Source organism: Thalassolituus sp. UBA675 (assembly GCF_002297765.1).
GTDB lineage: Bacteria > Pseudomonadota > Gammaproteobacteria > Pseudomonadales > Oceanobacteraceae > Thalassolituus.
In genome coordinates this window covers 161,025-176,500 of record NZ_DBNJ01000031.1, presented here as the reverse complement: position 1 = coordinate 176,500, position 15,476 = coordinate 161,025, and the positions used below count along the sequence as shown (strand labels likewise).

The window sequence follows — 15,476 nt, the reverse complement described above, 5'->3', positions numbered from 1 at the left end:
TATAAGGGGATCATATCCCCGACAACTGACATATCTCTAGTTCCTATAACAAGACATGCCCTTATTTCACGTTTGACCCCAACTTAAAATAAATCAAGTCGAAGTGCAGGGTCTACGATGCTTTTCCTCTAACCAGAAGAGACCCGAGACCTTCTCAAAAGAAAAACTTGTGTTCGTGGTTTTTTACGTGCAATACTCCCCGCCGCTCGAAAATTACAACAAACAGGGAGTTTTCACATGGCAACGTCTCTACTCAACGAATACACACACAAATTCCCCGCAGTGCGAGGTATGCAGGCCGGTCGACCTTGCTACATTGCTATGTGCCCGATGCGCCTGGTGCCAAAGCTATTCGTATTCGATGAAGAAGTCGTTCCGCCAGAACTGCGAGCGCAACGTCGCCTGAATGAGAGTCGGGTACCGGATATTGCACAGTACCTGGTCGAAAATCCTGACTCTTATACCCTTTCGGCAATCACAGCTTCTGTGGATGGTGCAGTTAATTTCGAACCTATGGCTGACACCGGCCCGGCGATCAACCTAGGCATGTTATCCATTGCTATGGATACTCAGATTCTGGTGAATGATGGCCAGCATCGCCGGGCAGCAATCGAACAAGCAGTCAAAGAGGCCCATGAGCTCGGGCACGACAATATCCCTGTATTGTTCTTCGTTGACGATGGTCTGGCTCGAAGCCAGCAGATGTTCGCCGACCTGAACAAACATGCTGTGCGTCCATCCGACTCATTAAGTACGCTATATGATCAGCGTGATGGAGGATCAGCCCTTGCTCGTTACGTCTTTGATTCTGTACCCTGCTTCACCGCGTTAACGGATCTTGAGAGTAACAGCCTCTCAAAACGTAGCAGCAAACTTTTCACTCTCAGCAGCATAAAGCAGGCATCCAGAGCACTACTAGGCAAAACGGCAAGAGACCGAATATCCAAGGACGAAATGGACGTTGCTGCCGAGTACTGGGATGCCGTTTGTAGTAACATGCGCGACTGGCAAGATGCCATGGCCCGCAAGGTTTCGACCTCCGAATTACGTGAGCAGTCCATACACGCACACGGTATTGGCTTAGCCGCTCTCGGGGCTGCGGGCTCTGACTTAATCCGTCAATTTCCTAACGACTGGAAGACCAAATTGTCAGGCTTGCAGGACATCGACTGGAGCCGTTCCAACGTGAAGCTCTGGCGCGGGCGCGCTATGGATAACCACGGAAAGCTAAGCAAGACACGAAGTAACACCGTACTGACCGCGAACGTCGTACGTCGCGCACTCGGAGTATCACTGGGTGCAGAAGAGCAACAAATCGAAGATCAGCTGAACTCATGAGCCAAAAAGAAACACTGTTCCCAAGCATGGATGAGATGCTCGAGGCCTCCGAATTTGCCGGACGCCCCGCACTCGACCTGATACAGGAAATCCAGAACCTGTACCTCGAGAACGACAAACCATGGGTGATCGGCTTTAGCGGCGGTAAAGACAGCACGACTGTTTTGTCACTGATCTATGTTGCTTTAACCCGTCTGCCTGAAAAACAGCGTCACAAGCACATCTACGTTATCTCGTCAGACACACTGGTCGAAACGCCGATGGTCGTCGATATGATCAGCAGCTCTATCGAAGCGATCAATGAAAACGCTCAGAAACTGGGCCTGCCGATGTCGGCCCATGTTGTATATCCTGCGTGGGGAGAAACCTTCTGGGTAAACCTGCTGGGTAAAGGCTACCCCGCACCGACCCAAAGCTTCCGCTGGTGTACCGAGCGCATGAAGATTGACCCAGTGAGCGAATTCATCAAGGACAAAATCGCCCGCTTCGGTGAGGTGATTGTTGTACTGGGTGCGCGTAGCCAGGAAAGCGCTTCCCGTGCTCAGGTCATTGCTAAACACAAGATCGAAGGCTCATCGCTGGCTCGTCACTCTTCTCTGCCCGGCGCATTTACCTACATGCCGATTGAAGACTGGACCTTTGACGAAGTCTGGATGTACCTGCTAGGCGCACCCGCACCGTGGGGCGGTGATCACTTCGAGCTGTTCGAGCTATACAAAGATTCCAGTGCTGGTGAGTGCCCTCTCGTTATCGACACCAACACCCCATCCTGTGGTAACTCACGTTTTGGTTGCTGGACCTGTACCGTTGTTACCAAAGACCGCGCAATCGAAGGCCTGATTGACTCAGGCGAAGTCTGGCTGAAAAAGCTGAAGAGCTTCCGTAATAAGCTCTACAAGACAACACTGCCAGAAAACAAAAATGAAGTACGTAACTTCAAGCGTCGCACAGGCCGAGTGTCTTACGCGCGCGGGGCTGTCGACAACGATAACATCACAGAAATTAAGACGATTCCGGGACCGTATCTTCTCGAATATCGAAAGAAGTGGCTTAAAGAACTCTTAACGATTGAGAAGAACCTGATCGAAGAAGGTCGGAAAATTCAGCTGATCCGCCCAGAGGAATTGCACACGATTCGCCGCGAGTGGATGTTCGATCCGAACGAGCCGGACTGGTCTGACGAACTGCCGAAAATCTATCGCAGTGTATACGGCAACGACCTTGATTGGGTTGAGCATGATGGCGGCGCATTCTCGCAAGCAGATGCAGACCTGATTAACGAACTGTCCGCTCAAAATGGCGTACCGGCAGAACTCGTAATGAAGTTGCTGGAACTCGAGCTCTCTATGGATGGCCTCAGCCGTCGCCAGGGCTTATTCAGCAAAATTGAAAGTCTGCTTAAAAACGACTGGGGCACACTGGAAGACATTCAGGCAGCAAAAGCCGAAGCGACTCATAGCTCCGACTTCAAAGATAAACTGAAGAACGAACTGAAAGGCGAAAGCACCGACCTGCACCTGAAGTCGGTTTATGACGAACAACTGAAAGCACTGACGAAAGAATACGAGGCGCTGAAGTAATGATTTTAAAAAGCCTCTACCTTCAGGACTTTGGTGTATTCCAGGGCAGCTTCGACGAAAACTACGTCGATCTTGAGCCGCGGGTTAAATACAACCGTAAGCGCCCTATTATTCTGTTCGGTGGTTTAAACGGTGCCGGCAAAACCACCACACTTACCGCAGTGCGCCTTGCCCTTTATGGCAAGCAGAGCCTTGGTCGCGCCGTGTCTGTTCAGGCTTACCATCAGTTCCTGATCGATTCGATTCATAAGCCGAAAGGCGAAGTGCTGACCCCGAATACCTCCGGTGTGAAACTCGATTTTAACTTCGGCCGTCAGGGTGAAGTAATCGACTATACGGTAAAGCGAGTATGGACAGTTCGTGGTAACAGCGTTTTTGAAAACGTCGAGATCTATCAGAACGGTGAATACCTGCAGAACCTGACGGATCAGCAGAAACAAGCCTTTCTGAATGAACTGATTCCTATTGGTGTTGCCGACCTGTTCTTCTTCGATGGCGAAAAAATCGCAGAACTGGCCGAAGACAATAATAACGCCGCTCTAGCCGACGCGATTAACCGCCTGCTCGGTCTCGATATCATTGATCGCTTGAAAGCTGACCTTGGTGTTTACCTGCGCGACAAGAAGCGCGACAAACTACCGTCTGACATCCGTAAAGAGATGGAGTCTCTCGAAGCCAATTACCAATCGCTGTATGCGAAGTATCAGTCACAGCTGTCTGACATTGAAATACTCAAGATTGAATCGACCGAACTTGAGGCCACTAAAGAGCGCCTGACTCAGAACATCAACGAACTCGGCGGTGCGTGGGCAAGCAATAAACAAGAAGCAGAAGCCAAAGAACAAGCGCTGCGCGCCAAGCGCAATGAACTGCAGACTCAAATCAGAAACCTGATTGCTGATGCAGCGCCTCTGGCGTTAGCGAAGACTCAGCTTGAGGCATTACTGAAGCAACTCTCCGCAGAGCAACAAACCAAGCGCCAACTCGTCGTTCAGGTTGAACTGCGTAAGCAACTCAATAAAGTGCAGCAAGCGCTGTTGAAGGCACTGGGTAAAGAACACCAGAAGACTATTGAGACGTCTATTACTGCCTCTATCGCAGACAGCTCTGCTTCAAATAACGCCGCAGACACAGAGATCATTCACGATATCTCAGACAGTAAATTCAACCGCCTGAATCACCTGATCACTAAGGTAGTGCCCGAGCAGCAAGCGCGAGTTAAGACACTGTCTAGCGAGCTGGAATCGGTTGAAGAAGAACTGGCGAATGTCGGTATCAACCTGTCACGTGCGCCTGATGAGCGTCGGATCTCTACCTTTGTTACCGAGCTGGGGGATATCGAAAATACCCTTGGCCAACGTCAGGTAGAGGTTAAGCAGAAGACTGAAGAAGCGAAAGCAATTCTTCGCGATGCGATGGATAACCTGCGCAAACTGCGAGACAAAGAGAAAGAATTCAGCAGCGTCAGCAACCTGAACCAAGCCGTGACACTGGCAGACCGCACTCGCGCAATGCTCGAAAGCTTTGCAGAGAAGACCCGGGCCAATCGCTTGCAGACGCTCGAACAGGAATTCATCAAGTCTTTCGCCAAGCTCGCTCGCAAAGACGACCTGATGATCACCGCTAAGATCAACCCGGATACATTTAACGTGTCTCTGGTTGATGGTAAAGGCAATATCATCGACAAGAAGAAGCTATCCGCCGGTGAAAAGCAGATCTACGCCATCGCCATGCTCGAAGCGCTTGGCCGTACCTCTGGCCGCAACCTGCCGATCATTATTGATACACCACTGGGCCGACTGGATTCACGTCACCGCGAAAATCTGGTGAAAAACTACTTCCCGACGGCGAGCCATCAGGTACTGATTTTATCTACGGATACCGAAGTCGATGAAGACTTCTACAAAGAGCTGTCCCCTGAGATATCGCACGCGTTTGAAGTCGCATACGACCCCGAAGCAGGAAGCTCTGCATACTACGAAGGCTACTTCTGGCGTCACTAAGCTAACCAAAGCCAAATGTGCCAGAATCACTTAAGAACTGAGAAAGAAGAAAAACGAGAAAACCATGCTGCCACAGAAAATGAAAATCTCAGAAAAAGCCTTCACCTCACTGCGTCGCCTGCAAAACAACACTGGCCTGACGGTAAACATAGGCGCTCGCCTGGCGTTTTTTGCTTCCATTGAACGTGGTTTCACCTGGGAAGGCGAAGACATCCAGCTCACTCAACGCGAACTGGATAAGTACACCTGGCTGGGTGACTACGGGGATGTGGTCGAGATGATGTTAAAACAGAAGTACCCAAACCTTGAAGCGAAGGATTACTACAAGGCTTGGGGGTGTCATGTGGATGATGGGGCATTAATTGTGGAACCATCAAAGTTAACAGCCATAACTTAGTATCTCGATGACAAATAGGCAGGCAACGATCGGATTTCCTCTAAGATCATCTTTATTTCTCGGTATGCATCGATCCAATTTGTATTCAGATGCGTTAGAAGCTTGCATAACCTATATCGGTCAACCAGCAAGTCAACCGTGAGTTCGTGTCCATGAAATAAAAACCCAGAGTAATTGCGAATATCATATGGAATGAAAAGTACACTCCTAGCCCTATCGATACCGTGTATTTTATTATTTAACTTATTAACCTCACTTTGTTTTGCAAGCCACTTTTTTCCTGTAGCACACTGCCCCAAATATATATCCATGCGATCTTTACTCACATCCGAGTGAAATGGGGTCCAAGCAACAATATCGGCACCATGATCACCGTGATCTTTTGGTGAAAACTCTCCTTTACCCTCAACATAATCAAGGCCGAGGTCACTTGCCAGTTTCTTTATTTTCTCGTTCTTGGATCCTGTATATCTTGAATCTGTCGCAGAAGACTTACCAAAAACAAAAACCTGAGATATCACTGGCAGGTATCTCTTAAAAGCTATACAACAAAGATTCTCGAACCCTGTTGTTAAGAATTTTCGCTTACCCGACTCAATAAAATTGAGATTCGATGCTAATAAGAAAAACAAATAGATCAATTTATCTCTTGATAATGTGCATCTCAATCTTATTGACTGATCACTAATTGTGTAAGGGTAATTCTTACCAAACAATAACGATCTTTCCGCCAATAAAGAAAACCAAGATTCCACCTCAGAACTCAATCTATCAATCTTACTTGAATACTCACTGGTGCCCTGCTCAATATCGCTATCAATTGCTAAGTCATCATCTTCAAGTATTTTATTTACAACATCAGTGACACTAACAACATCACCACTGGCGTCCAAAGCGAGTATTTCTATGAAATCACAGAAGTAATGTGCATTAATCTTCGACTCACCAGGAAACTGAATTAATCCGCTTCTCAACATTACCAGTCTTCTTCCTTGTTCAACATAGCCCCACGCATGGTCGACAACAAATCTCTAATTTCACGAAGGAGGTCCATATCGTATTTGCCATGAGAGTCAATTCTATGAATATAGCTATTCGCACGTTTCAAACAATCAAGAGCGATTTCAAGTTCTTCTGTAAACGTTTCTGGACTTTGAGAAATATACTTTATCGCTTCATTTATCGACCCTGTCTTTCTAAATTCCTCTAGTGCTACCTCGCTACCAAGAACATCATCTAAATCAGATAAACTACTACTATCACCTTTAACTTTGGTCTTTAGATCTCTATTTTTTTCAAAGAACCAATGCACTAACTCATTCAAGTTATCAATATTCAAGTTCTTAACAGGAAAATCTGAATTTAAGTCTACACAAAGAAACTCGCGAACATTTTCTCGACGAATAGAATCAACAAAATAGTTAAAATGAATAGTGGTTTCATTCAATCCGGGCACTCGGAAATAACCATTTTCAACGACCACTTCGTATACATCATAAGCAACTAATAGATGTCTAACGTAATCTGACCTACTACCTATTTTTCGTGCCAGATCTTTTGATAACTCTGATATATCTTCACCTTCAGAATGTCTCGCCAAGGTCTTAAGATACCTGGCTTTTGCCAAGACCCCCCAAGACTTTACGCCTGTGACATGCCTATACCCAAGGTATTGCTCAATACTTTCACGTGATTCAAAAATAATACAAGGAAGGCTTTCATCCGGATCATTTTTCGAATTCGACACTACCTCTTTTACTTTTCTTGAATGAACAATTGCTATTTCAGGATCATTAAGAAGCTTAACACTTGCTAAACGTCTATTACCTTCGATAACAACGTTTTGACCATTTTCTTTCACAACTAGTAAAGATTCACCCACAAAGAAACCATTTTCAGATATTGCAGTCATCAACTCTAATAGGGAAGCATCCTGTAACATCCAGTTTATGATTTTGGATTCATCTCTAGATTTTCTAGATAATGAGTCTGGAAGCCTAGGATTCTCTACATCCAACCTCAGATCGTCGACATGAATCCATTGAAGTTTTTGATTACTTTTCATAACACTTGCTCAATTATTTCCCAAAACGCCAAATCTTTGATCTTAGCTACTTTCTTTTTACCGTCCACACATAAGCTATGATGCTTCTCTAGCTTACGGATTTGTCCCATAAAATATTCTTCGTCGTCTTTCTTCTGGGTATTGAAGATCGCCTTGATCTCCTGGGACCTGATATTCGCCACCTGATGAATCACCCAGGAAAGGATCAGAGTCGAGTAGTCGTTATCCCCAGTTTTGAAGTGCGTCAGTTCTTGAGTCGACAAAATCGTACCTACACCAAACTCTCGCCCTTCTTTGAGAATCTTCTTCAAGCTCTCGAAGTCTTGGGACATGAAGTTGTCCGCTTCATCTACGAGGATCATTTTCGAGATCTGGCGGAAGTCGCCATCGAGCTTCGAGCTACCCTGCTGGTGCATCTGCGTATAGAAGAGGTCTAACGTCAGCGCAACCACCAGGTTCTGTATGCTTGGGTCGTACCCTGACAGGTTGATGACGGTTACACCGTCGACCAGATCATACAGTGACTTAGTTTTGCTGCTATCGGGCTCAAAGATCTGAAAACCTATCAAATCATCAAGTGCAGCATAGAGCGAGTCTTGCTCAATCTTGTCCTGTGCCTGGAATTCCGCCCATACGTCTGCCAAAGTTGGCGGCAGACGCCCCCATGTGCTCTTATCCTGCGGTGTAATGCCTGCTGCTTCGTACGCATCTATTACCAGCGTTCGTACTTTGTTCTGCTGCTTCATGCCGAGGTTAAACGCTTTAGCCGCAGTTGTCTTAAACAGGTTCGCAGTATGCATCGGTTGCATCGGCCTGTTACCGAAGATTGCCAACGGGTTAAACGGCAGTCGATACAGGTCAAATACTTTCGCACCGGTCGCTTTGACAAAATCATCTTTGATGTAATCTGCTTTGTAGTCAAAGATCAGTATGCCAATAGGCGTACCACCCACGTTGTTGTGCTGATTACGTACCAACTGAGTGATTACAGATTTGGTGAACTGAGTTTTACCCGTGCCCATCGTGCCTATGATGCCGGTATTGGTGTTGAAAAGTTTCTCGGTATTCGTCGGCTCCCAGAGTACGTCCTGATTATTGGCAACGTCAGTACCAAACTTAATCACCAGAGGCCTGGTTGGTTCAGGCGAGGCAAGCGGCACAGAGACATCATGGGTTGCCTCAGGTTCTGCCGCTTTCGGATATTCAGGCTCTGATTCCGGATATGGAGTAGTCATTCCATCATCAGATGATTGCGATTCATCATCTTTCATCGGCAGCTGAGTCACAGGCGCATCAGCGACTGAATCACCAAGAATATACTGCTCAGGTACGGCCAACAGTCGACCAGCACGCAGCTCGTCTTTTAATGCCTCGTATGGCTGATGCACAAGCCCTGCGAGCTTAGTCATTGGAATGTCGATTTCGAGGATGCCTTCAATTTCTTCGTAGCGCTCTGTTACGCACGAGTCTGTATTCAGATGTGCAACGACGATACCCGCCGGGTAGTTTTGCAATTGTGCCAGTGCGTAGCTTCCTTCGAGCCACGCTTCACGTGCTGACAGTATTTCGTCGAAATAGTCATCACTGAATACTTTGTAGAGCTGATATTTCTCTACCTGTAACAGTACCTGGCGAACGAACAAGCCGCGATACAATCTGCCAGCGAGATTATCCTGACCAAGCAGACCTTCCATATAAATTTTCAATTCACGAGCCTGTTTACGCGCCTTTTCAAAGTTAGGGCGAGCGCCCGCTTTCGACTCAACGGGTAACAGGTATAGCTTGCCGTCTTTGAAGCCAGCGAACAGTACATCGTCGGATATCGCACCTTGCTTGATTCCAAGGTTATGACGGGAGAAGTCCGAATCGCTCATTGCCAGGCCGATATTACCTGCAACCCGAATCATCTCGGCGACGGATAATGGCACCCAGCAGATATCGGATTTGGATAACATAGCTGCGACAGCTTTATACGAAGCAATGACGCCCTCTTTGCCTAGCTTCTCTTTGGTTGGATCATTGACCATCTGCAGAAGCCACTCGCCGTTGAACGCGTTGAACTCGCGAATCAGGCTCTCACCGGAGGCACCAAGAACACTGCGATACAACTGCGACTGTTTGGTAACGGTAATCGCATCGTAGCCCGCGGAGCTGGTGTATTGATCTGAATAGTGAATCAGAATGACGTCGTCTGACTTCGAGAAGAAATCCAGCGTCACTTTCGGATCAACAATCGTTACCCACACGGAGCTGTCGTAAGACTTATCCAGCAATTGCTTCACTGAATCACTGACTGCCAGACTGATCGCGGAGTGTTCGTGATAGGAATCGCTATTCAGCTTTGAAGGCCGCCACATGGCACCGAATAAACGTGCAATCTTAAGGTGCGGCTTATCGGAGTAATCGACGCCCTTCAGGCCAAACGCGGTGAAGTAAGCGTCGTTCTCGCTGCGGGATGATTCGCCATTCAATAAGCCACCACAAGCAACACCCGAGAGATGCTCGTCGATGTTGTTATCGCGGGCGTCGACCACCTGATTATTCTTAAAGAACGTCAGATGCGCGTATGTCTGCTGCTCTGTCTTGCTATTGAGGAACTTACTGAAGGTAAGACGGGTGCGTAGTACATCGACAATAGTATCCGTATTGCGCTTGGCCTTACCTTTGTCGAGATCGTATCGGTCTTTGATGTCGTCGTAGGTAGCCATCTCAGCGAAGAGGTCGAACTCGGTTTCCAGCTCTTCGTCGTCATACAGATTTACGTGGATATAACGCCCTTCTTCGAGATGCTCCATATAGTATGCAAGCAAGCCCCTAAAGAGTTCGCGGTTCTCGGCATTATTGACTGAGTTAATCAACACCGGGGCTGAGGAAACCGAATCAAACAGACGCGAAAATGTCTCGGTGAATTCTTCAATTTTGTGGCGTACCAGTTTGCTGATGTAGTCAAAACTGCTGTCTTCACGAGGTACTATTTCAAGCCAGAAGGCATTCTCATCGACGGTTTGGGTGTAACTGTATTTTTGTTCTTCATCAAACAGATGCGGAATCAGGCCGCGTGCAGTTAAGCGCTTTAACGTTACCTCCGGCAGATTGCGGAAGCTCAGGTCGTCACCGTCCACCTGAATGCTCTCAATGAGATACAGGTAGTAAGAGAGAATCAATGGATGGAACGGTGTCAGGTAGTTCTTAACCCGGTTATCTTCGGTATCGCGAATGCTGGCAGTGCCAAGCTTCATCACAAACTTAGTACCAGACGATAACGTCTTACCACGTTCGACCGATTCAAGATAAGCGAGGTATTCAGCAACATACTTCTTCGCCAGTTTAACCAGTGCCGGCCCCCATCCCTCAAGAGAAGGTAAGGTACGGCGACTACCTGTTTTGAAGTACTGGAGAAACGCGATATAGCTTTGGTGCAGATTCTGAAGTTCAGGGAATGCAGTTAAGCCAGAAGCGGGTAAGCCTTTCTCTTTAGAAGCATCCCAATACACCAGCTCTGACGCGATAATTTCCCATTCAGCGTCTAGTAGCTGCTTACGCAGGAACAGCTGCATGACTTCCTGGTTTTCAACAACGACAGTTCCCTTAGACTCTTTGTAAACGCCGTAATAGTCGTCGTTGAGCATGTTGCGGGTACGTGACGTATCCATCAGAAGTGGCAGGGTGAGCGACTCCTTAGCAGACTCTCCTTCTACCTGAACCGGGAGCTCGGTATTACCGTTTTTCAGAATGAAGCGGACTTCATCCGATTCATCATAAATCTGCTGATAGTCGAGCATGCCCACTTCATTAACGTCGATGACTTCGTCGTTTTCTTTCAGTGTGACTGACGATTCCATTGCTGGGTTTGTCACCAGTACCTGAACGTCTGACTGAATGATTAGAGATGGCGCACGATTGCCAGTCGCCTTGATCAGGTATTTGTTGATGATATCGTCAAAGCAGAACTTGCCCTCTGGCAACACCAGGCATTGAAACTTGAATTGCTCGCTGGACAGCTCACGCTTAGTACGCACGGAGAAAAACAACGGTTCAGAAGTTAGCTCACCTGAGATAGTAAACGTCGTGTTGTTACCTCTAGGCTTATGGCTCAACTCCAGTAACTTAGCCACCCTCTTTGGCTGAATCTCGAACTCGCTTTTTTCTGTTCGAGCGCCAGAAAATCTCAGATCAATTTGAAAGGTGCTTTGGTCTTCAGGAACCTGAAGAAGGACATTCTGCTCTCTCTGTCCTGCTGTCGTTTCTTTCTTACTGCGTCGCTGAAGGTTTCCTGTTAAGGCTTCAACGTCGAGAAATTCCAGCGCTTGTTTCTTCTGCTTCTGAATTTCTGTCACGAATTCGTCATAGGTACGATTCTTCCAGTCATCGCTGTCTATGAAGTTATCTTTTACAAACATCCCACCAAACTGACTTAAGCGATCTTCCAGTTCGGCTGGGTGGTGCTCTAATTCAAATTCAATCTCTGCCCGGAGTTTACGATTCTCTTCGAGTCTGCGTTCAATCTGACGCTGATTTGGAGCGGTTGTGCTACCACCCCAGGTGTCTGTGAGGTGCGGGTCATTAAATAAACCCAGCTCATCGAAGCGAAGATCTCCGTCGATCATCGACTCGTAGAGACTACGATAGCCAAAAATACTCGCACCATCCGATGCAACAATCTTAGTTTGTAGATCGAGAAGACACTTAGAGGTCTCCCGATTGGTCATACTGTTATCAATCAGACCTTCGAGCAGATTCCGGATACTTGAAACAGACCAGATAGCACCAGAGTGGGCAAGATCGAACGTACTGTTGGTAATAGTATCGAGTGAGCTATTGTGCACCATGATCAAAGCGCGCTTATCTTCTACAACACGATCTCGAAGCTTGGCCAGGTAGTTATCGGTGTAGCAGCCCTCTGCTACTGATTTTTCATCGGCATGTCCGGCAATCAGTACCTGAATGCCATTTACGTCCAGATAGCTGAGACTGGTACCTTCATCCTGAAATGTCCCGTCGGAAGCATCATGTAATGCTACAAGTAGGCGTACGGTGTTTTCTGGGTCAGTAGACCGGAACTGAAAGCGGTCGCCTGACTTAAGCCGTTGTGCTAACCAGCCTTTCAAATGGCTTACGAGAAAACTTTCAAATTGTTTTTCGGACATATACCGCATCCCCGCTGTCACTCATCCGCTCGAGATTTCCTACTCGCTCGTAAAATTCGATTAATGCTTGCTGTGATTGTTGATCAAACCATACGCCCCGGCGCTTAAACTCTTCAATCAACTGCTGATACTGAAGCTTTTCTCTGCTACCTACTGCCAGGTTCGTAAGCAGTAACAGGTAATCCTGATTCATAATCAGCACTCGCCCACCGCGCTTACGGTTCTGAATAAAATGACGGGCCACTTCAGTCTCGAATGAAGCAACCACTTTGCGATTAACCGTTAACTGGCTGGAGCGGGCCTGACTGAAAATTTCTTTCGACGTAGCCACGATGGCTTTGAAGATATCTTCAGATGTACTTAATTCATCACTCCATGGCTCACGCCCACGGGTCTCACGATAGCGTTCAAGAAATCGCTTTAAGCCCGAGTTGATTTCGCGAACCTCTTCAACAGGCAGTGTTTGGATATGTTGATAGTGCTTCCATAATGGATACCGGGTCGCCTCTTTACTCTCCGGCTGGTTCAAGTACTCAAGGGCCGACAAGACAGGGAATAGGTCTTCTACATAATCCAGAAGTGAACTTAAAGCCTCCCGCACATAGGTACGTTCGCTACTGGCACGCTCCGTATCCATGATGAAATAGAGCGGTTTGCTGCTGGGGTCTGTGCGCCAACTGCGAAGATTCATCGCCAACTGAGCACTGTATAGAAAGTTGTATAACGAGACGAAGGCTTTCAGGTTCTGCATCATGTATCCAGGATAGGAACACAGCAATGCAAGGTCTTCGGCGAATACCTCGCCCATAAATGGCAGATAGTCTTCTGTTGCGTCAGGCGGTGAGTACGGCGTGATGCTCGACTGAAGCTCAGCTAATAGCTCGGCTTCTAGAAAATTGAGATTATCAGGGCTTCCCTGAGCTACTTCCGGTCTGGAAAGCAGCATATTACCCAGTACAGTCCCGACATGGCGGGTATTGCCAGAAGATGCACTACCCGATTTGAATAGCATGAATTCAGGTGATACCTGAAAGAGACCTTTGGCATCGTTGTCGAAGTACATTTGCTGCAAAAGGCTTTCGAACTCATCATCAGCAATTTTTGCCGATAAGCGGGCCATGCAGGCTTCGGTAAACTTATCTAGCGTAGCCCCTTTCTTCAGCGCTTTTCGCCATGCGATAGAGAGCAACTCACCAGCGACCGCCATAACATCGGGATCACTGATTTTTTCCCCACGTTGCTGACGAAACGTGAGGAAATGGTTTACAAAATTCCGGTCTTTAATTTCTGCAGATGCCACTGCCTGCAGGTTTTCCTTCAGGCTCATCAGCAGGCCTCCACGACAAATTCATCATCTTCCAGAAGCAGCGACCACTCACTATTATTCCGGATGAAGTTTAACGCGCCATTCTTTGAAGCAACTCGAGTCACTTCGTCGATGACCTCTTCGAGAATCACAATTGTATTTTTATCGTGTCTGTTTGGCCGGTAGCCAGACATTATGCGTTCGGCCAACTCGAGGAATGAAATCGTCACAGGGAACGGTTTGATTGCCTCCTCGCCAACCTTAATAGCTGCATTAAAGCTATGAATCTGGCTGGACATCGGGCTAGTGAGCCCTTTGGTATCCATCAAAATCCGAACTTTAGTAGTGATGGTCACACCATTGCGTTCTGCCAGGTATATTGAATCGTTACCAAGGCCGGTAAGAAGGCGGTTGGCAAATTTTACCAGACTCGCAATCAACGTCTTATCGTAGAATTCACGTAGCTGCTTCTTGTCGTCCAGCGCCTGGTGAAGCTGCCACACATGTATGTAGTCTTCGAATAATTTACGGCGAAAATCTGCAATAAAGGTTTTATGGTAATTATTACCAATACATACGTCTTTCATTACATAGAACGCACGAATCCAGGTTGTTGGCTCCATGTTGAAGTATCCATACTTCGCCATGAATGTGAGCTTAAATTCATTAAACTCAGCATCCTCGACCTCTAGAGAACGCTGCACGACAAACTCGTCGATGCGCTGTGAACGGAGTAAGCACGGATCAAGACTGGCCATACTACCTGCCAGGCCATCACCCGGAGCTAGAAACAGATTATCAAACAGTACCGAGTCACCAGCAATCAGGTTATAGATAAAATCTAATAACGCCCGTGCTGAAAGAAACTGATCGTATTTCAGGCGCGCATGCAACAAGGTCTGCACAATCAAAGCCTGAACTTCAGGCTCTTGAAGGATACGATAGTTCTCATAGATCAGTTGTTGATGGTGCGCCTCATCTTCTGAATAAGCTCTGTAAAGGGGATTTTTTTCGTCAGCCGCAGTCACTTTTCCAAGTAATTCTGAGATAAATTCAGAGCCAACCGCGCCTTTCTCAAGCGAAAACTTAGGGTAATCTTCAAAGCTAAGGAACTGGTATTGGTCAAAAACACGTTCACCGTTGATAAATCGGCTTATCGCTTCCTTAACACCCTCATGACGTACATCACCGGTGTTCTGGAAGTTAAACAACATCCCGATGTTGATACCGACGATTAGGGGCTTATTGCTCTCTCTGTGTCGATCAAACAACTCGTTCAGCGCCTCGACTGCGTTCTGATCTGGCTTAAAGCTATGAGTCGCATCCAGATGAAACAGAAAGTCGTCTTTGTATAAGTCGTGATGCCTGCGCAGGATCTCTGACTTGCCGTCACCACTGGAACCACAAAGGAAGATGATTGATTGTGCAGAGTTTGTCGTCTTCAGGGCTTCAACGAAGCGACGTTCGATCTCAGTTTCAACGTAAAGGTAGGAGCGAAGCTCTTCTACTTCATCGGATGACTTTGAGAGCGTAGAGACTGCCTCGGCTGACGAGCGCGCCAAGGTATCAAGCAGTGTTTTGAAATCCATATCCACCGATTCTCGTAGGCCTAACGTAACGCACTTAAGGTGAAAGCACGG

At 47.2% G+C, this 15,476-nt stretch carries 9 protein-coding genes; 4 read left to right on the top strand and 5 right to left on the bottom strand.

The annotated features are described in order from the left end of the window. Nucleotides 1-237 precede the first annotated feature (237 nt). From dndB to dndE, 4 genes are all read left to right on the top strand, one after another. Complete coding sequence (gene dndB / locus B3007_RS14180) at nucleotides 238-1,338, top strand: DNA sulfur modification protein DndB (RefSeq protein WP_301376792.1); 1,101 nt, start codon at nucleotides 238-240, stop codon at nucleotides 1,336-1,338. Next, complete coding sequence (dndC, locus tag B3007_RS14175; protein WP_301376793.1) at nucleotides 1,335-2,918, top strand: DNA phosphorothioation system sulfurtransferase DndC; 1,584 nt, start codon at nucleotides 1,335-1,337, stop codon at nucleotides 2,916-2,918. The genes dndB and dndC overlap by 4 nt, the downstream gene beginning before the upstream one ends. Beyond that, the gene (dndD, locus tag B3007_RS14170) at nucleotides 2,918-4,921 is read left to right on the top strand and encodes a DNA sulfur modification protein DndD (RefSeq protein WP_301376794.1); all 2,004 of its coding nucleotides are present in this window, start codon (nucleotides 2,918-2,920) and stop codon (nucleotides 4,919-4,921) included. Before dndC ends, dndD begins: the two co-directional genes overlap by 1 nt. A 64-nt stretch (nucleotides 4,922-4,985) precedes the next feature. Then, nucleotides 4,986-5,318: a DNA sulfur modification protein DndE gene (gene dndE, locus B3007_RS14165; protein ID WP_301376795.1), complete on the top strand. Its 333-nt coding sequence runs from the start codon at nucleotides 4,986-4,988 to the stop codon at nucleotides 5,316-5,318. Here the strand turns inward: dndE and B3007_RS14160 are convergent. The 5 genes from B3007_RS14160 to dptF are packed head-to-tail and all read right to left on the bottom strand — an operon-like array spanning nucleotide 5,315 to nucleotide 15,425. Continuing rightward, nucleotides 5,315-6,295 (bottom strand): hypothetical protein, encoded by a 981-nt coding sequence (locus B3007_RS14160; RefSeq protein ID WP_301376796.1) that lies wholly within the window; start codon nucleotides 6,293-6,295, stop codon nucleotides 5,315-5,317. The two genes, dndE and B3007_RS14160, sit on opposite strands and share 4 nt — an antisense overlap. Beyond that, nucleotides 6,295-7,383 carry a hypothetical protein gene (locus B3007_RS14155; protein ID WP_301376797.1) on the bottom strand — a complete coding sequence of 363 codons (1,089 nt, stop codon included), beginning with the start codon at nucleotides 7,381-7,383 and terminating at the stop codon, nucleotides 6,295-6,297. Before B3007_RS14155 ends, B3007_RS14160 begins: the two co-directional genes overlap by 1 nt. Continuing rightward, nucleotides 7,380-12,530, bottom strand: coding sequence for a DNA phosphorothioation-dependent restriction protein DptH (dptH, locus tag B3007_RS14150; RefSeq protein WP_301376798.1), 5,151 nt, complete (start codon nucleotides 12,528-12,530; stop codon nucleotides 7,380-7,382). Before dptH ends, B3007_RS14155 begins: the two co-directional genes overlap by 4 nt. After that, nucleotides 12,511-13,857, bottom strand: a complete 1,347-nt coding sequence (gene dptG / locus B3007_RS14145) for a DNA phosphorothioation-dependent restriction protein DptG (RefSeq protein ID WP_301376799.1) — start codon at nucleotides 13,855-13,857, stop codon at nucleotides 12,511-12,513. Before dptG ends, dptH begins: the two co-directional genes overlap by 20 nt. Beyond that, on the bottom strand, nucleotides 13,857-15,425 hold the full coding sequence (gene dptF, locus B3007_RS14140) for a DNA phosphorothioation-dependent restriction protein DptF (protein ID WP_301376800.1): 1,569 nt from the start codon (nucleotides 15,423-15,425) through the stop codon (nucleotides 13,857-13,859). Before dptF ends, dptG begins: the two co-directional genes overlap by 1 nt. Nucleotides 15,426-15,476 lie beyond the last annotated feature (51 nt).